This window comes from Kosakonia oryziphila (assembly GCF_900094795.1).
Classification (GTDB): domain Bacteria; phylum Pseudomonadota; class Gammaproteobacteria; order Enterobacterales; family Enterobacteriaceae; genus Kosakonia; species Kosakonia oryziphila.
In genome coordinates this window covers 1-21,322 of record NZ_FMBC01000054.1, presented here as the reverse complement: position 1 = coordinate 21,322, position 21,322 = coordinate 1, and the positions used below count along the sequence as shown (strand labels likewise).

Annotated in this window: 18 protein-coding genes and 1 tRNA gene; 10 read left to right on the top strand and 9 right to left on the bottom strand. The window is 53.7% G+C overall.

Features of this window, described 5'->3' with window-relative positions; translation table 11 throughout:
• Positions 1-2 precede the first annotated feature (2 nt).
• Positions 3-854, top strand: a complete 852-nt coding sequence (kdsA, locus tag GA0061070_RS20425; RefSeq protein WP_090137904.1) for a 3-deoxy-8-phosphooctulonate synthase — start codon at positions 3-5, stop codon at positions 852-854.
• A gap of 60 nt (positions 855-914) precedes the next feature.
• On the opposite strand, the gene chaA is transcribed toward kdsA, so the two are convergent.
• The gene (gene chaA / locus GA0061070_RS20420; RefSeq protein WP_090137902.1) at positions 915-2,015 is read right to left on the bottom strand and encodes a sodium-potassium/proton antiporter ChaA; all 1,101 of its coding nucleotides are present in this window, start codon (positions 2,013-2,015) and stop codon (positions 915-917) included.
• Positions 2,016-2,289: 274 nt separating this feature from the next.
• Between chaA and chaB the strand changes: the two genes are divergently transcribed.
• Both chaB and GA0061070_RS20410 read left to right on the top strand, forming a co-directional pair.
• A complete protein-coding gene (gene chaB, locus GA0061070_RS20415; protein ID WP_090137900.1) occupies positions 2,290-2,520 on the top strand; it encodes a putative cation transport regulator ChaB in 231 nt (76 codons plus the stop codon).
• 172 nt (positions 2,521-2,692) lie between these two features.
• Positions 2,693-3,391, top strand: a complete 699-nt coding sequence (locus GA0061070_RS20410) for a gamma-glutamylcyclotransferase (RefSeq protein WP_090137897.1) — start codon at positions 2,693-2,695, stop codon at positions 3,389-3,391.
• Between the two features lie 4 nt (positions 3,392-3,395).
• Here the strand turns inward: GA0061070_RS20410 and GA0061070_RS20405 are convergent, their stop codons facing one another.
• The 4 genes from GA0061070_RS20405 to GA0061070_RS20390 all read right to left on the bottom strand — a co-directional run bounded on the left by GA0061070_RS20405 (position 3,396) and on the right by GA0061070_RS20390 (position 6,754).
• Positions 3,396-3,641, bottom strand: coding sequence for a DUF1883 domain-containing protein (locus tag GA0061070_RS20405; RefSeq protein ID WP_090137895.1), 246 nt, complete (start codon positions 3,639-3,641; stop codon positions 3,396-3,398).
• 216 nt (positions 3,642-3,857) lie between these two features.
• Positions 3,858-5,642, bottom strand: coding sequence for a methyl-accepting chemotaxis protein (locus tag GA0061070_RS20400; RefSeq protein WP_090137892.1), 1,785 nt, complete (start codon positions 5,640-5,642; stop codon positions 3,858-3,860).
• Positions 5,643-5,749: 107 nt separating this feature from the next.
• Positions 5,750-6,103 (bottom strand): DsrE/DsrF/TusD sulfur relay family protein, encoded by a 354-nt coding sequence (locus GA0061070_RS20395; protein WP_090137890.1) that lies wholly within the window; start codon positions 6,101-6,103, stop codon positions 5,750-5,752.
• A 99-nt stretch (positions 6,104-6,202) separates the two neighbouring features.
• Positions 6,203-6,754: a YbhB/YbcL family Raf kinase inhibitor-like protein gene (locus GA0061070_RS20390; RefSeq protein WP_090137888.1), complete on the bottom strand. Its 552-nt coding sequence runs from the start codon at positions 6,752-6,754 to the stop codon at positions 6,203-6,205.
• 171 nt (positions 6,755-6,925) lie between these two features.
• On the opposite strand from GA0061070_RS20390, the gene GA0061070_RS20385 reads away from it, so the two are divergent.
• Entirely contained in the window at positions 6,926-8,329 is a 1,404-nt protein-coding gene (locus GA0061070_RS20385) for a YchO/YchP family invasin (RefSeq protein WP_090137886.1), read from the top strand.
• 3 nt (positions 8,330-8,332) lie between these two features.
• Here the strand turns inward: GA0061070_RS20385 and narL are convergent, their stop codons facing one another.
• On the bottom strand, positions 8,333-8,983 hold the full coding sequence (gene narL / locus GA0061070_RS20380) for a two-component system response regulator NarL (RefSeq protein ID WP_090127076.1): 651 nt from the start codon (positions 8,981-8,983) through the stop codon (positions 8,333-8,335).
• Positions 8,976-10,775, bottom strand: coding sequence for a nitrate/nitrite two-component system sensor histidine kinase NarX (gene narX / locus GA0061070_RS20375; protein ID WP_090137883.1), 1,800 nt, complete (start codon positions 10,773-10,775; stop codon positions 8,976-8,978). The genes narL and narX overlap by 8 nt, the downstream gene beginning before the upstream one ends.
• A 308-nt stretch (positions 10,776-11,083) precedes the next feature.
• Here narX and GA0061070_RS20370 point away from each other — a divergent pair, with 308 nt between their 5' ends.
• The 5 genes from GA0061070_RS20370 to narI all read left to right on the top strand — a co-directional run bounded on the left by GA0061070_RS20370 (position 11,084) and on the right by narI (position 19,526).
• Positions 11,084-12,472: a NarK family nitrate/nitrite MFS transporter gene (locus tag GA0061070_RS20370; protein ID WP_090137881.1), complete on the top strand. Its 1,389-nt coding sequence runs from the start codon at positions 11,084-11,086 to the stop codon at positions 12,470-12,472.
• 394 nt (positions 12,473-12,866) lie between these two features.
• Positions 12,867-16,610, top strand: a complete 3,744-nt coding sequence (locus tag GA0061070_RS20365) for a nitrate reductase subunit alpha (protein ID WP_090137879.1) — start codon at positions 12,867-12,869, stop codon at positions 16,608-16,610.
• The gene (narH, locus tag GA0061070_RS20360) at positions 16,607-18,142 is read left to right on the top strand and encodes a nitrate reductase subunit beta (protein WP_090137877.1); all 1,536 of its coding nucleotides are present in this window, start codon (positions 16,607-16,609) and stop codon (positions 18,140-18,142) included. The genes GA0061070_RS20365 and narH overlap by 4 nt, the downstream gene beginning before the upstream one ends.
• Positions 18,139-18,849 (top strand): nitrate reductase molybdenum cofactor assembly chaperone, encoded by a 711-nt coding sequence (gene narJ / locus GA0061070_RS20355; protein ID WP_090137875.1) that lies wholly within the window; start codon positions 18,139-18,141, stop codon positions 18,847-18,849. Before narH ends, narJ begins: the two co-directional genes overlap by 4 nt.
• On the top strand, positions 18,849-19,526 hold the full coding sequence (gene narI / locus GA0061070_RS20350; protein WP_090137873.1) for a respiratory nitrate reductase subunit gamma: 678 nt from the start codon (positions 18,849-18,851) through the stop codon (positions 19,524-19,526). The genes narJ and narI overlap by 1 nt, the downstream gene beginning before the upstream one ends.
• 37 nt (positions 19,527-19,563) lie before the next feature.
• On the opposite strand, the gene GA0061070_RS20345 is transcribed toward narI, so the two are convergent.
• Positions 19,564-20,448, bottom strand: coding sequence for a DMT family transporter (locus GA0061070_RS20345; protein ID WP_090137871.1), 885 nt, complete (start codon positions 20,446-20,448; stop codon positions 19,564-19,566).
• A gap of 108 nt (positions 20,449-20,556) precedes the next feature.
• Between GA0061070_RS20345 and GA0061070_RS20340 the strand changes: the two genes are divergently transcribed.
• Positions 20,557-21,000, top strand: a complete 444-nt coding sequence (locus GA0061070_RS20340) for an Lrp/AsnC family transcriptional regulator (RefSeq protein ID WP_090137869.1) — start codon at positions 20,557-20,559, stop codon at positions 20,998-21,000.
• Positions 21,001-21,118: 118 nt separating this feature from the next.
• On the opposite strand, the gene GA0061070_RS20335 is transcribed toward GA0061070_RS20340, so the two are convergent.
• Positions 21,119-21,270 (bottom strand) — tRNA-Tyr (locus tag GA0061070_RS20335).
• Positions 21,271-21,322 lie beyond the last annotated feature (52 nt).

Here is a 21,322-nt window from a genome sequence, read left to right as displayed (position 1 = left end):
TTATGAAACAAAAAGTGGTCAGCATTGGCGACATTAACGTTGCGAACGACCTGCCGTTTGTGCTGTTTGGTGGTATGAACGTGTTGGAATCACGCGATCTGGCGATGCGCATTTGCGAACACTACGTGACTGTGACCCAGAAACTGGGCATTCCGTATGTGTTCAAAGCCTCTTTTGATAAAGCCAACCGTTCTTCCATCAAGTCCTATCGCGGGCCGGGTCTGGAAGAGGGAATGAAAATTTTCCAGGAACTGAAACAGACCTTTGGTGTAAAAGTGATCACCGACGTGCATGAAGCTTCCCAGGCGCAGCCGGTAGCCGATGTGGTCGACGTGATTCAGCTTCCGGCGTTCCTCGCCCGCCAGACCGACCTGGTGGAAGCGATGGCGAAAACCGGCGCGGTAATTAATGTGAAAAAGCCGCAGTTCGTAAGCCCAGGCCAGATGGGCAATATCGTGGATAAATTCCATGAAGGCGGCAATGACAAAGTGATCCTCTGCGACCGCGGCGCCAACTTCGGTTATGACAACCTGGTTGTAGATATGCTCGGTTTCGGCGTAATGAAGAAAGTCTCCAATAACTCACCGGTGATTTTTGACGTAACCCACGCACTGCAATGCCGCGACCCGTTTGGCTCGGCTTCCGGTGGTCGCCGTGCGCAGGTCACCGAACTGGCTCGCGCAGGGATGGCAATCGGCCTGGCCGGCCTGTTTATTGAAGCGCATCCGGATCCGGATCACGCAAAATGCGATGGCCCGTCAGCATTGCCGCTGGACAAACTCGAACCGTTCCTCAAACAGATCAAAGCAATTGATGATCTGGTGAAAAGCTTCGACGAACTCGACACCGAGTAAAAAAACAAAACCCCGCAAATGCGCTCAAATGCGGGGTTTTATCGGCCTGGCGAAATGGCGTCAGGCAAATATCGTCATCAGGTAGGCCGCAAACAGCGCCATATGCGCCGCGCCGTTCAGCACATTAGTACGGCCAGTCGAGAAAGAGAGCTGGCACAGCAGCAGCGAGGCCACCATTACAACCATTTCCGGCGCGCCAAGGCCAAAAACCAGGCGATTGCCGGTGAGCCATGCGATCAACGTAACGACCGGAACCGTCAGGGAAATGGTGGCCAGCACCGAACCAAAAAAAAGATTCATGGCGCGCTGAACCTGATTATTCAGCACTGCTTTTAGTGCCCCAAGACCTTCCGGCGACAGGATTAGCAGTGCCACCAGGAAACCGGTAAAAGCGACGGGCGCATTCATCTGCGTCAGCAGTGTTTCCAGCGGTTTCGCGTTCATTTTGGTTACCGCAATCACCGCAATAAGATGCACGATCAGCCATACAGTATGCCACAAATTCCCGTGTGCAGACGGTTTGCCATGATGCGGGTTGTCGTCGTCGCTTTCGTCTTCATGCTCGTAAACAAACAGATTCTGATGCGTTTTGGTCTGGATAAGCAAAAACACGCCATACATCGCCGCCGAAATTAACGCCACCAGCAGCGACTGAGCAATAGTGAAATTGGCGTCCGGCAGCGCCATCGGGAATACCAGTACGATAATCGCCAGCGGAAACAGGGCGATGAGATACTGTTTGATACCAAACAGATTCATATACTGGGTGGCGAATTTACGCCCGCCGAGCAGCAGCGAGAACCCCACCAGCCCACCGGTGACAATCATGATGATAGAGTAAAGTGTATCGCGCATCAGCGTTGGCGCTGCATCACCTGTCGCCATTAGCGCGGAAATCAGGCTCACTTCGAGGATCACTACCGAAAGACTCAGAATCAGCGAACCGTAGGGCTCGCCGAGGCGGTGCGCGAGTACGTCAGCATGGCGAACCACGCTAAAGGCGCTGGAAAGAATACCGACCAGCGCCAGAATATTGATGCCAATAACCACTGGCAATGACTGCGAACTTCCCCAGAATAGCAGCACGGCCAGCGCCAGCACCGGGAAAATAAGGGATGTCTCCTTGTGGCGGGTTTTAACCGCTTCGTGCGTTGTCGTCATTATGATGCTCCGTCATAGTGCAGGTATATGTGGATTATAGATAAAATTATCAGCGGACTAAAATAGCAAAAAATCGGCACTTTTAGGCGGTTTTTTACTAATTTTTACTGTTTAGTCACTATTTTCATTCAAGCTCATGAAAAAGTCATCTCTCATGAAAATTATTGTTATCTAACAATATGATGTGATTTTTTATTTGCAATAAATTAGGGGTGGTGGCGGTTGTATGGATTATCAACCAGGCTTATTCATTTAGCCCAAAAGGAGCCAAAACATGCCCTATAAAGAGAAGTCCGACCTTCCTGACAGCGTCCAGCATGTGTTGCCGGCCCATGCGCAAGAAATTTATAAAGAGGCGTTTAATAGCGCCTGGGAGGAGTACAAAGACAAAGCCGATCGGCGCGATGATGCCAGCCGCGAAGAGACGGCGCACCGTGTTGCATGGTCGGCCGTTAAACAAGTTTATGAAAAAGGTGATGACGATCGCTGGCACAAAAAGAAATAACACGCTGAAATAATTCCACTTCGCTATTTATAGCCACATTGAATGTGTTGGTGCTATTGCAAGCGGCCCGTGAATTGCATATGGTGCGTAGTAAGCTGCGCTTAAAGCAGCATTTGTCGGGAAGACAGCAGTAGAGCAGTCGCAGGGAAGCAGGCAGTGGCGGAGGTAAAAGATGTTAACGCGTGATTTCTTGCGAACAGCCGATTGTAAAACGGCGTTTGGCGACATTGAGGAGTCGCTGTTATGGTCGGCGGAACAACGGGCCGCATCGCTGGCAGCGACGCTTGCTTGTCGCCCGGATGAAGGGCCGGTGTGGATTTTCGGCTACGGTTCGCTGATGTGGAACCCGGCGCTGGAATTTGAAGAGTCATGCACCGGAACGCTGGTTGGCTGGCATCGTGCATTTTGCCTGCGCTTAACTGCGGGGCGCGGAACGGCCTGTCAGCCTGGCCGCATGCTGGCGCTGAAAGAGGGCGGCCGCACGACCGGTGTGGCTTACCGTATGCCGCAGGAAACCCTTACGGAAGAACTGTCTCTGCTGTGGAAACGCGAAATGATCACTGGCTGCTATATGCCGAGCTGGTGCAAACTTGCGCTGGACGATGGCCGCGTGATTAACGCGCTGGTATTTATTATGGATCCACGCCATCCGCTCTACGAATCCGATACCCGCGCGCAAACTATCGCCCCGTTGATTGCCACCGCCAGTGGCCCACTAGGCACTAATGCACAGTATCTTTTCTCGCTTGAACAGGAGCTCATTAAACTCGGTATGCACGATGACTGCCTGAATGAGCTGGTGGGGAGAGTGCGTGGCTTGCTGGAGGGAGAAAAACCAGGCCCGGACCTGCAACCTGGTTTTGTCTGTTGAGCGATTATGCTGCAACGTAGCTGATTGAGTGCTCCAGCGACTGGCTGTGGCTATCGATCAGCACGTTCCAGATACCGCTGTAAGGTACCGCCAGATAGGCGCTTGCGCGGTTCTGGACGCTTAAGATATTGGTCTGCTCATTAGCCGCGCTGCTCTTCTCGCTCATCAGATGAATATGACAATTTGCTGAACAACGAACGACAATTGTATCCCCGCCAAATAATTTCAAACTTGCTTTTACCACCGCCATTTTCCAACCCCGTAGTTTTATAACAACGCCTTTCGCCACGAAAACTTCTCGCGCGTGATTCTGTTCACAATTTACTCAGCCAATAACACCAAAGTGAAGGATAACGAATGCTGATTTTGATCAAATAATGACGTAGCGATTAAACAAAAATTACATTTATCTGGCGAGGGGGGATGTCGGCGCATAAAACCGTGGGTGAAATGCGCCGAAAGAAGATTAAATGCGGAAATGTCCGGCGGTTTCAGCAAGCTCCCCGGCCTGTGAGCGCAGCGCGTCTGCGGCGGCGGCAGACTGGATCACCAGTTCGGCGTTTTGCTGCACCATACGGTCAAGATCGATAACCGCATGATTGATCTCCTGTATGCCCTTCATCTGCTCACTCGTAGCGACGGTGATCTCGCGCATGATTACCGACACGCTGTCGATGCTGGAAACAATGTCGGTCATACTGTCGCCTGCCAGCCGAACAAAGCGTGAACCGGTGGCGACGCTGTCGGTGGTGGAATCAATCAGCGTTTTGATCTCTTTCGCTGCCTGCGCACTGCGGCTGGCCAGATTGCGTACTTCACCAGCGACCACGGCAAATCCGCGTCCCTGTTCGCCCGCGCGCGCCGCTTCGACGGAGGCATTCAGCGCCAGAATATTCGTCTGAAAGGCGATACCGTCAATCACGCTGGTTATATCCCCGATTTTCGCTGAAGCGGTTTCAATAGATTGCATGGTGGTTATCGCCTGTGTCACCACCTGACCGCCGCGGGATGCCGCTTCGGATGCCGCATGCGCCTGCTGATTAGCCTGAGCGGCAGCGTCGGTAGACTGGGCGACCGACGCGGTGATCTGCTCAACGGCGCTGGCCGTTTCTCGCAGGCTGGACGCCGCCTGTTCAGTCCTTCCTGAGAGATCCTGGTTACCTGCGGCAATCTCTTGAGCTGCTTGCTGCACGGATTGGCTGGAATCACGCAGTTTAACCATCACCACCGACAATTTATCGCTGAAGGCGTTAAAAGCATGGGCAATTTGCGTCACTTCATCATGGCCATCTACTGGTAAACGCTGGGAAAGATCGTCGGTGCCGCTACTGATAGCATTCATCGCATCGCGAATCGTCAGCAGCCTTTTAAGCATGGCTGACACTATCCAGTGCATGACTGTACCGGCAATCAGTACCAGTACGATCAGTGACAGGGCGGAAGCTTTGAGCTGTGCCTGCAAACCGGCCGTGGAATCTGCGCTGTCCAGCGCTACGGTCAGCAGCCAGTGGGTGCCTTTGACCGGGGTAGCTTGCAGTATCTTTTGTACGCCAGCGTACTGACCTTCGACGGTCTTCCCGGCGCGCAACTCGGCGAAACTCACTCCGCTGAGCGCGTCTGCGAAGGGTTTGAGTGTCAGATTATCGTTGTTAGCGGCAATCACCGTACCGTCGTTGTCCAGCAGCAAACCGCTGCTGTTAGGCGATGGATTGATGCCGCGTACGTTAGCTACCACGCTATCCATCGAAACATCACCAGCGACTACGCCTTTCAGCGTACCGTTCTCTTTCACCGGTACGGCGAACGTGACCACCAGTTTGCCGCTACCCGCATCGACATAGGGTGCGGTCACCACCGGCGCATCCGCTTTCAGCACCTGCTGATACCACGGGCGGATCGTCGGATCATAATCGGCGGGTACACCGGTCGGATCGGAGAATTTCGCCGTTTTGCTGGCGTAACCGATATACACATTGGTGAAGCCGCCGGCGTGCGCCATCTGTGTGAAAATGGGCACCGGATCGTCAGTTAAGGCGACGCTTTGCAGCGAGTTGATGATCTCCATTTTCCCGGCGACCCAGTCTGCAATGGCAATGCTGTGACTGGCGCTGGTGCTGGAGAGGATATCTTGCTGAGTTTGTTGATTATGCTGGCGAGTGACCTGATAGTTAATAACGGTGTTAAGAAGCAAAGCGATAGCGAGACATCCCGCCGTGGCCGCAATAATGCGAGATTTAATCGTTCTAAACATAATTATATTACCTGCTGTGTTGTCTTAAGTGGCTATCGGCAACACAACAGGCAAACTTGATGGCGGAACGTCATTTATAAGAAAATTATATTAAACTCCCGGCGGTATTAAAAAGTTAATACCTTATCCGCTGCCACCGTCCACTGCGCCAGTTCTACCAGCGTACCGATTTCCACGCCATCTACTAGCGGCAGGGCGGTAATACCGCGTCCATCAGTGCAGGTTTTGCATAATTTCACCGCCACGCCCTGGGCGGTCAAAATTTCCAGCATCTGTTGCAGGTTATAACCCTCCACCGGCTTTTGCCCGCGCAGACCGGCGGTTACTGCGTCGGACATTAAAAACACTTTCAGTTGCTTCTCGCTCTCTTCTTCGCACAGGGCGATTGCCAGCCGCAAACTGCTGAACAGCGATTCACTACCATAAGCCGCGCCGGTGGCGACAATGACGATTTTTTGCATTTTCACTCCTTCGATAACATTGTGCAGACGGAGCTTATGCTACTGCGCCGCTGTCTTTGGTGAAAGGACGGCGATGCAGGATCAGTGGCTTACCACAAATTATTGTCCGAAACGGCCTATTAACCCGCTGGCGGCCAGTGCATGCCCTTTGAGTTTATCTAACAGAGCATCGCGTGTTAGCCCTTCCGGCAAAGTTGGCGGCAGTGAGGTGGCAATCAGCGTGAAAGTGTAATGGTGCGCACCGCTGCCAGGCGGTGGACAGGGGCCATGCCAGCGCAGGTTCCCGGGGCTGTTTTTCCCGGCGGTATAATTTTTGCCGTCGCGCAGATCGTTGGGCGCAAAACCGGTCATTGACGGCGAAATATTGTAAGCCACCAGATGTGTCACCCCCAGTCCGTTCGCGCCTTCCGGATCGTGGACCAGCAAGGCGAAACTTTTTGTACTGGCTGGCGGGTTACTCCATACCAGCGCGGGGGACTGATTTTCACCGGTACAATTGGGATTGCTGCTGGCGTTACCGGCGAATTTTTTCTCCATCAAGGCATTGTCGGCGAAAGCCGGGGATTGCAGGTTAAACAGTTCATTTGCGTATGCCTGAACGCCGTACAACAGCAACGCGCTACAGAACGCTCCACGTAGTTTACAATTCATGGCGATTCTCTTTCAGCATTGGTGCATTAACTGTAGTTGCAACACAGCGGGTGGGTAAGGATTTTCCTGGTATTTTGCCGCTCCCTGCAAAGCAGGGGCAAAACCGTTAAACTTGTTGGTTCATGTCGATAAACTGGGCGGATTATTATCAGCAAATTGCTGTACGGTGTTATGAATTATAAGCTCTCATCTCTTTTGATATTGCTGCTGGCGGGCGATGTTGTCGATGCCGCACAAAATAGCTTCGTTCAGCAAGCGGAAAACCCCTTCGATAATAACGGTGATGGTTTGCCGGATCTTGGCATGACGCCCGTAAATGGCTCGCAGGAAAAACACATCGCGGAGATGGCCAAAACCTTCGGTGAAGCCAGCATGACGGATAACGGGCTGACCGCCGGAGAGCAGGCGCGCCAGTTTGCATTCGGGCAATTGCGGGATGTGGTGAGTGGTGAGGTGAACCAGAAAGTGGAGTCATGGCTGTCGCCCTGGGGCAGCGCCAATATCGATTTTAAGGTCGATAGTGAGGGTAGTTTTACTGGCAGCCACGGCGACTGGTTTGTGCCTCTACAGGATAATAACCGCTACCTCAGTTGGGGGCAACTCGGAGTGACACAACAGGACGAGGGGCTGGTGGGCAATGTCGGCTTAGGCCAACGCTGGATGGCTGGCGACTGGTTACTCGGCTACAACACTTTTTATGATACGCTGCTGGATGACAATTATAGCCGCGCCGGGTTAGGCGCCGAGGCGTGGGGGCAATATCTGCGTTTCTCCGCCAACTACTACCAGCCTGTGAGCAACTGGAATTATCAAACCCCCACGCAACAACAGCGGATGGCGCGAGGTTACGACGTGACCGCGCAAGCGAGATTGCCGTTCTGGCAGCAACTGAATACCAGCCTCAGCGTTGAACAATACTTTGGCGATAATGTGGATCTGTTTGATACCGGTACTGGCTATCACAACCCGGTAGCGGTGAAAGTGGGCATCAACTATACACCGGTTCCGCTGGTGACGCTGACTGCCGAACACCGTCAGGGTGAGAGCGGTCTTAGCCAGAATGACTTAGGTTTGAAGCTCAACTACCGCTTTGGCGTCCCGCTGTGGAAGCAACTTTCAGCCAGCGAAGTGGCTGCCAGTCGTTCTCTGCGCGGTAGCCGTTACGACAGCCCAACGCGTAACAGTACGCCGGTGTATGAATATCGTCAGCGCAAAACATTGTCGGTGTTTCTCGCGACGCCGCCGTGGGATTTACAGCCTGGTGAAACCGTGGCGCTGAAGTTGCAAATCAACAGCACGCATGGCGTGCGTTCGATTAGCTGGCAAGGCGATACGCAGGCGCTTAGCCTGACGCCGCCAGCGAACGGGCGCAGTGCCGATGGCTGGACGCTGATTATGCCGCGCTGGGATAGTGCTGAAGGGGCGAGCAACCGCTGGACGATTACCGCACTGGTGGAAGATGACAAAGGGCAGCGTGTGGCGTCGAATAGCATTGAACTGAAACTGACAGAACCGGTGGTACCACCGATGACGGACAATAACGTTAACGCGGGCTGGTCGCTGCCAGCCCCGTAACGATCAAAAAATACGTTCCTGGTGAACCCACACAGCAGCTTCTACGCGGGATTTCAGCTTCATTTTCTTCAGCATATGTTTAACGTGGACTTTGACTGTGCTCTCGGTGATATCGAGACGGCGGGCGATCATTTTATTCGGCAATCCCTGCGCAATCAGCTTGAGAATATCGCGCTCGCGCGGGGTGAGCTGGCTGATGTCGCGATCGCTGGTCGAGCGATTGGCGCGCAGGCTTGCCGCCAGCACCGGGGTGAGCGCTTCGCTGAGCACCATCTCTCCTGCTGCTGCTTGCTGTAGCGCTTTCAGCAAATCTTCCGGCTCCATATCTTTCAACAGGTAGCCATCCGCGCCGCGTTTCAGTGCGGTCACTACATCTTCTTCGTGATTGGAAACGCTGAATACTACCACCCGGCCGGAGAGCGACTTCTCGCGCAGTTTATCGAGCGTTTCCAGGCCATTCATGCCAGGCATATTGAGATCCAGTAGTATCAGGTCTGGATCGAGCGCATCTGCCAGTTCAATCCCTTGCTCGCCGTTGCTGGCTTCGCCGACCACGGTGATATCGGGCGCCATGCCAATCAACTGCTTCACACCGGTTCGCAGCATCGGATGGTCGTCGATCAGCAAAATAGTGGCCGGTTGCGGGTTACTCATGGGTATCTCCTTGCATAGGTGAGATAAACGTCTCAGGGATGAACGTAACGATAACCTCCGTCCCGCCGGAGGCAACGGGGCGTACCTGGCAATCGCCGCGCAGGCTTTGCGCGCGGTCACGCATAATGATCATTCCATAATGGTTTGTCCTTTCAGCATTGACCTGAATACCGCGCCCATTGTCGGCAACGCGCAGTATCACCCGGTTTTCTTGCTGTTCTACGGCGACGCTGACCGCGGTTGCGCCGGAGTGTTTCAGTGCATTGCTCAGTGCTTCGCGGGCAATTTGCAACAGATGGATAGCCTGATGCGGCGGCACCAGTCGGGGCGTAAGCTGATAGTCGAGCCGCACCTGGAAACCGAAACGATCGCTGTACTCCTGGCAACTGGCTTCCAGCGCCGGGCGCAGCCCTGGTTCGGTTAATTGTAAACGGAAGGTGGTCAGCAGTTCGCGTAACTGCGCCCATGAGGTATTCAGCTCGTTACGGATCTGGCTCAGTAACTGCTGGCTATTTTGTGGTAACGCATCGCCCTGCATTTGCAGGCAGCTAACCTGCATTTTCATACAGGAGAGTGACTGGGCGATTGAATCGTGCAGCTCACGGGCAATGGTGGCGCGCTCTTCCATTACCAGCAGTTGTTGCTGTTTGTCCTGATGCCTGTCGAGTGCCAGCGTCGCGGTTAACTGCTCTACCAGAGTATCAACAAGTTGTTGCTGGTCATGGCTTAAATGCCGGCCCGGCGGCAATTGCGCCAGCAGCAAACCGTACTGCATATGGGCATCCGCCAGCCGCCATTTTAACGTTGTTCCGGAACCCGGATGCGGCGTTGTAACACCACGCGGACACAAGTGGCAGCCTTTATCATCACAACTGGCATTCGACTGGCAGGTAAATTCCTGATGGTTTTTCTCATCTTCTGTGTCGTAGACACGCAGTTCGATATCGTGAAGCAGCGTTAGATCCTGCAAGCCATTAAGCACTGGTGAAAGGCGTTCGCACAGCGGAATGCGTGAGTGCAGGCGGTGGTTAGCCTGCCATAAAAACGACAGGATCTGGTTTTTCTGCTCAAGACCGGCGGTCTTCTCTTTAACGCGCAGCTCAAGTACTGCATAACTTTCCGCCAGCTCAGCAGACATGTTATTTAACGCCTCACCAAGCGTTGCCATTTCATTGCGTCCGCTAATCGAGGCGCGTCGGGTAAAATCGCGCTGGCTAACGGCGCGCGCCATTTGCAGCAGTTGTTTCCATGGGCGCAGCAGTCGTGAACGTAGCCAGACGACGGCAAACAGTAGCAGTAGAGCCATTAACAGCGCCATCAGACGTTGCATGATGACCACCTGTTCAATCCGTTGTTCGGTGCTGCGATCGAACGACGTCACCAGTTTATCTATTCTGCCAACGAAGATAGCGATAATGTTCGCTGCTTCACTGGGTTGTTGCGCCTGGCGGATGGCGGGGATCACAAGGCTATGCCAGTAGTTTTGTAGCTCGGCAAGCTGCGCTTGCTGGCCATCACGCTGCGCGGCCAGCGCCAGCTCCGGACTGAATGCGGTATGCTCCATTTCATCAAACAGGTACTGCTTGTCTTCATGCAGCGGGATCGCCGACAACAGGCGATAGCTCTGCATGCGTAGAGAACCGGCTTTATTGATAGCATGCGCGCTACCCTGAACGCCCTGTACCAGCCAGCCGGAGATAGCCATACCTGCCACGCCGATAACGGTGGACAGCAACATCAGCAGCGCCAGTTGGTTAACCAGCGAAATAGGAGAAAAGAGGCGTTTTAGCATAAGTGATGAAAGCTCCTTGACCGCATGCGCTGCGGGTAACGGTATTGTCAGCTATCGCCTGGGGTATACCCATACCTCTAAAGGATTACCTCTTTATTGCCAGCGTGTCGACCAACGTGGGAACAATCTGCGCGGTAGCGGCGATGACCGTGAAAAACCACACCTTTTTTGTATATCACGACTACTCACTAATGAGCATGGTGATTTTTCAGGCGTAGAAAGCGCGGCTTTTCCTTTGATTTATATCAACTTACCTGGCGCTGCAAAAACTATGGTGACAGGCATCAAACCGATCAGCAGAGGTGTATATGCAGCACTCATCCATCCCGGAAAAAGGTTCGTCATCACGGGTTATTACCGAATGGCGTCCTGAAGATCCGGCTTTCTGGCAACAGCAGGGACATGCGATTGCAAGCCGTAATTTGTGGATTTCCGTTCCTTGTCTGCTTCTGGCGTTTTGTGTCTGGATGCTGTTCAGCGCCGTGGCTGTTAACCTGCCAAAAGTGGGTTTCAGGTTTACCACTGACCAGCTCTTTATGTTGACTGCGCTGCCCTCCGTTTCCGGCGCGCTGCTCCGAGTACCGTACTCTTTTATGGTGCCGGTGTTCGGTGGTCGTCGCTGGACAGCTTTCAGCACCGGGATTTTGATTATTCCTTGCGTATGGCTCGGTTTTGCCGTGCAGGATCCGACCACGCCTTTTAGTGCGTTTATTATTATCTCGCTGCTATGCGGTTTCGCCGGGGCGAACTTTGCTTCCAGTATGGCGAACATCAGCTTCTTCTTCCCGAAACAGAAGCAGGGCGGCGCGCTGGGGCTCAATGGCGGGTTGGGCAATCTGGGCGTCAGCGTGATGCAATTGATTGCCCCGCTGGCCGTCTCTTTTTCTATTTTTGCCGCTTTTGGTGGTACGGGCGCGGTTCAGCCGGACGGCACAATGCTGTATCTGGCAAACGCGGCCTGGATCTGGGTTCCGCTGCTGGCCCTCTTTACACTGGCGGCGTGGTTCGGCATGAACGAACTGGCGACCTCGAAAGCCTCGCTACGTGCGCAATTGCCGGTGCTGAAACGCAGCCACTTGTGGATTATGAGTTTCCTCTATCTGGCAACCTTCGGTTCGTTTATCGGCTTTTCAGCCGGTTTTGCCATGCTGTCGAAAACGCAGTTTCCGGAGGTACAGATCCTGCATTTTGCTTTCTTCGGTCCACTGATTGGCGCCCTGGCTCGTTCGGCTGGTGGCGCGATCTCCGATCGACTCGGCGGCACACGTGTCACGTTAGTGAACTTTGTGATGATGGCTATTTTCAGTGCTGCGCTGTTCCTGACCTTACCTACAGGAGGTACTGGCGGTAGCTTTATTGCCTTCTTCTGCGTCTTCCTGATGTTGTTCCTCACGGCAGGTCTGGGCAGTGGCTCTACGTTCCAGATGATCTCTGTTATTTTCCGTAAAATGGCCATGGAACGCGCACAAAAACGCGGCGGCAGCGAGAATGAAGCCATGCGCGAAGCAGCAACAGAAACAGCGGCGGCGCTTGGGTTTATCTCAGCAATCGGCGCGATTGGCGGTTTTTTCATCCCGAAGGCGTTCGGCACTTCACTGGTATTAACCGGCTCTCCGGCTGGTGCAATGAAAGTATTTCTCGTGTTCTATATTGCCTGCGTTGTGATCACCTGGGCGATATACGGGCGTAAAAAATAATAATATGAAAGCTTGTTGATTATCGTTGCGCGGTGAAAGCCGCGCTTTTTTTATTCAGCTTGTAGTTACAACATCCTATTCAATTTATTTTCATCCTGCTTCGGAAGCTCTCATGCACCAAGTGTCGGGCAGAACATCTACCCCTTAATACCTGGCGCTCAGGAAAAGTAGAGCCCACTCTGCACTTATTTCATAAAAAACATTATTTATCAGTGCATTATAAAATAAAAATCACTAACCCTTTGGGGGTAATTCGTTTTTTGGCGGCTGTTGTGAAGTTCTGAGGGCTTGATCGCCATCAATTCTCTTTGTCTTTGCGGGGTTTACCGTCGCGGCAAATGCAGCAATGTCGATTTAGCAAGAGAGCCATACAGGCTCCAACAGGAGAACCCCGATGAGTAAATTCCTGGACCGGTTTCGCTACTTCAAACAGAAGGGCGAAACCTTTGCCGACGGGCACGGCCAGCTCTTAAACACCAACCGGGACTGGGAGGATGGATACCGTAGCCGCTGGCAGCACGATAAAATCGTTCGCTCCACCCACGGCGTGAACTGCACTGGTTCCTGTAGCTGGCAGATCTTTGTTAAAAATGGTCTGGTCACCTGGGAAACCCAACAGACAGACTACCCGCGTACCCGCCCGGATATGCCTAACCATGAACCGCGTGGTTGCCCACGCGGCGCGAGTTACTCCTGGTATCTCTACAGTGCTAACCGCCTGAAATACCCGCTGATGCGTAAACGCCTGATTAAACTGTGGCGCGAAGCGAAAGCGCAACATGCCGATCCGGTGAATGCCTGGGCTTCCATCATTGAAGATGCTGATAAAGCGAAAAGCTTTAAACAAGCGCGCGGTCGCGGTGGTTTTGTGCGTTCCTCCTGGCAGGAAGTGAATGAGCTGATTGCGGCATCCAACGTTTATACTGTCAAAACCTACGGCCCGGACCGCGTGGCAGGTTTTTCGCCGATTCCGGCGATGTCGATGGTCTCTTATGCTTCCGGTGCGCGTTACCTTTCATTGCTCGGCGGCACCTGCCTCAGCTTCTATGACTGGTATTGCGATTTACCGCCAGCCTCGCCGCAAACCTGGGGCGAACAGACTGACGTACCGGAATCCGCTGACTGGTACAACTCCAGTTACATCATCGCCTGGGGTTCAAACGTGCCGCAAACCCGTACTCCGGATGCGCACTTCTTTACCGAAGTTCGTTATAAAGGCACCAAAACCGTTGCTGTGACGCCGGATTACGCGGAAATCGCTAAACTGTGCGATTTGTGGCTGGCACCGAAACAGGGCACCGATGCTGCGATGGCGCTGGCAATGGGCCATGTCATGCTGCGTGAATTCCATCTGGACAAGCCGAGCCAGTATTTCACCGATTATGTGCGTCGCTATACCGACATGCCGATGCTGGTAATGCTGGAGGAGCGCGACGGTTATTACGCCGCAGGTCGTATGTTACGTGCCGCCGATCTGGTGGATGCGCTGGGCCAGCAAAATAACCCGGAATGGAAAACCGTCGCCCTTGATAACGATGGCAATCTGGTCGCACCGAACGGCTCCATTGGTTTCCGTTGGGGTGAGAAAGGGAAATGGAACCTTGAACAACGTGACGGCGGCAATGGGGCTGATGTGGAGTTGAGTCTGAGCCTGCTCGGTAAACACGACGACGTGGCGCAGGTTGGTTTCCCTTATTTCGGCGGTGAAAGCAGCGAGCATGTTAGCGGCGTTTCGCTGGAGAATATCCTGCTGCACAAACTACCGGTAAAACGCATCCAACTGGCAGACGGTTCTATCGCGCGGGTGGCAACCGTCTACGATCTGACGCTCGCCAACTACGGCCTGGATCGCGGTCTGGATGATGAAAACTGCGCTACCCGTTACGACGAAATTAAAGCCTATACCCCGGCATGGGCAGAGAAAATCACCGGTGTATCACAGGCGCAGATTATCCGCATCGCCCGCGAGTTCGCCGATAACGCCGACAAAACCCATGGTCGTTCGATGGTGATTATCGGTGCCGGGATGAACCACTGGTATCACCTCGATATGAACTATCGCGGCATTATCAATATGCTTATCTTCTGCGGCTGCGTTGGGCAGAGCGGTGGCGGCTGGGCACACTATGTTGGCCAGGAAAAACTGCGTCCGCAAACCGGCTGGCAACCGCTGGCGTTTGCTCTCGACTGGCAGCGCCCGGCGCGCCATATGAACAGCACCTCTTACTTCTACAACCACTCCAGCCAGTGGCGCTATGAAACGGTAACGGCGCAGGAATTTCTTTCGCCGCTGGCGGATAAATCCCGCTATACCGGCCATCTTATCGACTTTAACGTGCGTGCTGAACGTATGGGTTGGCTGCCGTCTGCACCACAGTTAGGCACCAACCCGCTGCGCATCGCCACCGAAGCGGAAAAAGCCGGGATGGACGCAGTTGATTACACGGTAAAATCCCTGAAAGAGGGCACTTTGCGTTTTGCGGCTGAGCAGCCGGAAAACGGTAAAAACCATCCGCGTAACCTGTTTATCTGGCGCTCTAACCTGCTCGGTTCTTCCGGTAAGGGCCATGAGTTTATGCTCAAGTATCTGCTGGGTACCGAGCACGGTATTCAGGGCAAAGACCTCGGCAAGCAGGGGGGCGTGAAGCCGGAAGAAGTGGAGTGGCGTGGCAACGGTCTCGACGGCAAACTGGATCTGGTGGTGACGCTGGATTTCCGTTTGTCGAGCACCTGCCTCTATTCGGATATCGTGCTGCCAACGGCAACCTGGTATGAAAAAGACGACATGAATACGTCGGATATGCATCCGTTTATTCATCCGCTTTCTGCGGCTGTTGATCCGGCGTGGGAATCCAAAAGCGATTGGGAGATTTACAAAGGCATCGCTAAATCCTTCTCCGCGCTGTGCGTCGGCCACCTGGGTAAAGAGACCGATGTGGTGACGTTGCCGATCCAGCACGACTCTGCCGCAGAGCTGGCGCAACCGCTGGGCGTACAGGACTGGAAAAAAGGCGAATGCGATCTGATCCCGGGTAAAACCGCGCCGCATATCATTCCGGTCGAACGTGATTATCCGGCAACCTATGAACGCCTTACCTCGATTGGCCCGTTGATGGAGAAAATTGGCAACGGCGGCAAAGGTATCGCCTGGAACACCCAGAGCGAAATGGATCTGCTGCGTAAGCTTAACTACACCAAAGCGGATGGCCCGGCAAAAGGTCAGCCAATGTTGAATACGGCAATTGATGCGGCAGAGATGATCCTGACGCTGGCACCGGAAACTAACGGCAACGTGGCGGTGAAAGCATGGGCGGCGCTCAGTGAATTTACCGGTCGCGACCATAAGCATCTGGCGCTAAATAAAGAAGACGAAAAGATTCGTTTCCGCGATATTCAGGCGCAGCCGCGCAAAATTATTTCCAGCCCGACCTGGTCCGGCCTCGAAGATGAGCATGTCTCTTACAATGCGGGCTATACCAACGTGCATGAGCTGATTCCATGGCGCACGCTCTCCGGCCGCCAGCAGTTGTATCAGGATCATCAATGGATGCGCGACTTTGGTGAAAGCCTGCTGGTTTACCGTCCGCCGATTGACACCTGTTCGGTGAAAGCGGTGATGGGCGTGAAACCTAACGGTTATAAAGAAAAAGCGCTCAATTTCCTGACACCGCACCAGAAATGGGGCATTCACTCCACATACAGCGATAACTTGCTGATGCTGACGCTGGGTCGCGGTGGTCCGGTGGTCTGGCTCAGTGATGTTGATGCCAAAGAGATGGGGATTGCGGATAACGACTGGATCGAAGTATTCAACAGCAACGGCGCGCTGACTGCGCGTGCGGTGGTGAGCCAGCGTGTGCCATCCGGTATGACGATGATGTACCACGCGCAGGAACGTATCGTGAACCTGCCGGGGTCAGAGATTACCGGGCAGCGTGGCGGTATCCATAACTCGGTCACCCGTATTACCCCGAAACCGACGCATATGATCGGCGGCTATGCCCAACTGGCTTATGGTTTCAACTATTACGGGACGGTCGGTTCCAACCGTGATGAGTTTGTGGTGGTGCGTAAGATGAAAAATATCAACTGGTTGGATGGCGAAGGTAATGACCAGGTACAGGAGAGCGCAAAATGAAAATTCGTTCACAAGTTGGCATGGTGCTGAATCTCGATAAATGCATCGGCTGTCATACCTGTTCTGTGACCTGTAAAAATGTCTGGACCAGCCGTGAAGGCGTGGAATACGCATGGTTCAACAACGTTGAAACCAAGCCGGGCACTGGCTTTCCGACCGACTGGGAAAATCAGGAAAAATGGAAGGGCGGCTGGATCCGCAAAATCAATGGCAAACTGCAACCACGGATGGGTAACCGTGCGCTGCTGCTCGGTAAGATCTTCGCTAATCCGCATCTGCCAGAGATTGATGATTACTACGAACCGTTCGATTTTGACTATCAGCGTCTGCATAACGCGCCGGAAAGCAAACATCAGCCGATTGCGCGTCCACGCTCGTTGATCACCGGTCAGCGGATGAACAAAATCACTGCTGGCCCGAACTGGGAAGACGATCTGGGCGGTGAGTTCGACAAGCTGAGTAAAGACCAGAACTTCGCTAACCTGCAAAAAGCGATGTACGGCCAGTTCGAAAACACCTTCATGATGTATTTGCCGCGTCTGTGCGAGCACTGTCTGAACCCGGCGTGCGTTGCAACCTGTCCGAGCGGCGCGATCTATAAACGTGAAGAAGATGGCATTGTGCTGATCGATCAGGACAAATGTCGCGGCTGGCGTATGTGCGTTACCGGTTGCCCGTACAAAAAAATCTACTTCAACTGGAAGAGCGGTAAATCCGAGAAGTGCATTTTCTGCTATCCGCGTATCGAAGCGGGTATGCCGACCGTTTGTTCGGAAACCTGCGTGGGCCGTATTCGTTACCTTGGCGTGCTGCTGTATGACGCGGACGCCATTGAAAACGCCGCCAGCACCGAAAGCGAAAAAGACCTGTACCAGCGCCAGCTTGATGTGTTCCTCGATCCGCACGATCCGGCGGTGATTGCGCAGGCACTGGTCGATGGCGTGCCGCAGAGCGTGATTGACGCGGCACAGAAATCACCAGTCTACAAAATGGCGATGGACTGGAAACTGGCACTGCCGCTGCATCCGGAATATCGCACGCTGCCGATGGTGTGGTACGTACCGCCTTTGTCTCCGATCCAGTCTGCAGCCGATGCCGGAGAACTGGGCAGCAATGGCATTCTGCCGAACGTGGAGAGCCTGCGTATTCCGGTGCAATACCTGGCGAACTTGTTGACGGCCGGAGACACCGAGCCGGTGCTGTTGGCGCTGAAACGTATGCTGGCGATGCGCCACTTTAAACGTGCGGAAACCGTTGACGGGATCGAAGATACCCGCGCGCTGGAAGAGGTCGGGCTGTCGAAAGAACAGGCGCAGGAGATGTATCGTTACCTGGCGATCGCTAACTACGAAGACCGTTTCGTTGTACCGTCCAGCCATCGTGAGTTGGCGCGTGAAGCGTTCCCTGAAAAAAGCGGTTGTGGCTTCAGCTTCGGCGATGGTTGTCACGGTTCAGACAACAAATTCAACCTGTTCAACAGTCGCCGCATTGATGCGGTGGATGTAACAATCAAAACGGAGCCACACCCATGATTGAATTGGTGGTTATTTCCCGTTTGCTGGAGTATCCGGATGCTGCCCTGTGGCAGCATCAACAAGAGCTGTTCGATGCGCTGGCCGCTGGCGAAAACCTGGCGAAAGTTGACGCGCAGCAGGTCGGGATTTTTTTACGCGATTTAACGACGCAGGAACTGCTGGATGCGCAGTCCACTTACAGCGAGCTGTTTGATCGCGGTCGCGCAACGTCGTTGCTGCTGTTTGAACATGTCCACGGCGAATCCCGCGATCGTGGCCAGGCGATGGTCGATCTGCTGGCGCAGTATGAGCGCCATGGTTTGCTGCTCGACAGCCGTGAACTGCCGGATCATCTACCGCTCTATCTGGAGTATCTGGCGCAGCTTCCTGCGGCGGAAGCGATTGGCGGTTTGCAGGATATTGCGCCGATCCTGGCGCTGTTGCAGGCGCGTTTGCAACAGCGTGAAAGCCATTACACCACGCTGTTTGATGCCCTGCTTTCGCTGAGCAAAACCGCAGTAGATAACGAGCAAATGGTGGAAAAAATTTCCGCTGAAGCGCGCGACGATACGCCGCAGGCGCTGGATGCCGTGTGGGAAGAGGAGCAGGTGAAATTCTTTGCTGAACAGGGCTGCGGCGGCTCTGACATTACTGCTCATCAGCGCCGATTTGCCGGGGCTGTGGCACCGCAATATCTGAATATCACAACAGGAGGAGAGCGCTAATGCACTTCCTTAATATGTTCTTCTTTGACATCTATCCCTATATGGCCGGTGCAATTTTCCTGATTGGTAGCTGGCTGCGCTATGACTATGGGCAATATAGCTGGCGTGCAGGTTCCAGCCAGATGCTGGACCGTAAAGGGATGAATCTTGCCTCGAACCTGTTCCATCTGGGTATTCTGGGTATCTTCGCGGGCCATTTCCTCGGTATGCTGACACCGCACTGGATGTATGAATCATTCCTGCCGATCGAAGTAAAACAGAAAATGGCGATGATCGGCGGCGGTGCCAGCGGCGTGATGTGCCTGGTGGGTGGTTTGTTGCTGCTGAAACGCCGCCTGTTCAATCCGCGTATCCGCGCGACGTCGACCACGGCGGATATTTTGATCATGACGCTGCTGATGACACAGTGTGCGCTGGGCTTATTGACCATTCCGTTTTCTGCTCAGCATATGGATGGCAGCGAAATGATGAAACTGGTCGGCTGGGCGCAGGCCGTCGTCACTTTCCATGGCGGAGCCTCTGCGCATCTTGACGGCGTTGCCTTTATTTACCGCATGCATTTGGTGCTGGGAATGACATTATTTGTGCTGTTCCCGTTCTCCCGCCTGGTGCATATCTGGAGCGCGCCTGTGGAATATCTGACGCGGAAATACCAGATCGTTCGCGCTCGCCGCTAATAACAAAACCCCGCTATGTGCTACGCGGGGTTTTTTATTACCGTGAGGTGAGCGTCGCCGGGGTATTTCGGCGTTCACCCCAGCCAAGATTATTGCCAGCAGCCGCCAGCAGAATTAGCACGCCACCCGCCATTTGCACGAGGCTGAGCGAATGGCCAAACAGCAGATTGTCGATAACAACAGCAACCAGCGGATAGATAAATGACAGGGAACCAATTAACGGCGTGGATAATTTCTGTATCGCACTGTAAAACAACTGATACATCACACCGGTATGCAGGATCCCCAGCGTCAATACCATGATCCATGATAAAGGCTGTGTAGGGGCTGAAATATGTGCCAGCGGCAGCAGCATCACTACGCCGGTCAGTACCTGAATCAGAGCAATATGTTGCGCCGGTAACTGACGCAAACGGCGGGCAATCATTGCTGTCAGGGCATAGAAAAACGCGGCGCCTAACGCCATTGCCATTCCACTAAGCCATTGTGCATTCGGATGCCGCAGTTCGCTAAGAAGCAACAGCACGACGCCGGAAAAGGCCAGCAGCAACCATCCCCATTTTGTCAGCGTGACGCGTTCGCCGAGCAACATACTCATCAGCACCAGCATAAAGGGTTGCGTATTGTAGACCACCGTCGCCAGCCCCATTGAAACACGGCTGTATGCGGCGAACAGCAGCAACCAGTTAATGACCAGCGCAACTCCCCCGGCAATGGCGAGAAGTAAGATTGTGCGGGGGATGCGGCCCAGTGGTTGTTTGCTGAAGCGGATAAACAGAAACAGAGTAAGCGCGCCTATCAGACAGCGCCAGAATACCACATCAACTACCGCCATCCCGCTGAGCAGGACGAATGCACCAATCGAACCGGAAATCAGCATCGCCAGGCTCATTTGCCAGGCACCCTCTGGAATAGTTTTCATCGTTACCTCCTGATGTTGATGCGTTTATTGTCGAAAATCAGCGGCCAGCTTTACAGAGTTGATGTAAGGTAAGATATGATTAATGCCTTTATAAATTAGGAGAAATGTATGGATTACGTTATTGATGATATCGATCGCGCTATTCTCACCTCTCTGGCAGAAGATGCGCGGCAGTCGTTAAAAGTGCTTAGCGCACGCGTAGGGCTCACTTCACCCAGCACGGCGGAACGGGTTAAACGGCTGGAGGAACGGGGCGTAATAGAGGGATATGGTGCGCGGGTAAATCTCGCGGCGCTGGATTATCGCTTACAGGCACTGGTACGTGTCAGACCGTTGCCCGGTATGTTGCAGAAAGTGGATAAACTGATTCAGGCGTTGCCTGAGTGTATAGAAAGTGACAAAGTCACCGGGGAAGACTGTTTCGTTATGCGGCTGGTTGTGCGCTCCATCGAGCAACTGGATGCGTTGCTTGACACGATTTCCGAGTATGCGCAATGCAATACGTCGATAGTGAAGAGCTCACCGGTTAAACGGCGGTTGCCGCCAATCTAAAGCCGGGACATGGGGTGAGATGATCGAGTCGAACCTTAATCGAAGGTTCTCGTCCTTCCCCGAACGGTAGGATATATGGGTAATGAGCTGGATAAAAGCTGGGAAAAAATCTTTGAAATGGTGGTGGGGGAAGGATTATTCGGCGCTAAAGCGCCTCACCCTTCGGGTCGTTGCCTGTGGCAACGCGCTCTCGCGGTGCTCGAGTCGAACCTTGAAGTCGATGACGGCAGATTTACAGTCTGCTCCCTTTGGCCGCTCGGGAACCCCACCACGGGGTTACTACACTGCTGTGATGGTCCAGGAGGGAAGGATTATTCGGAGC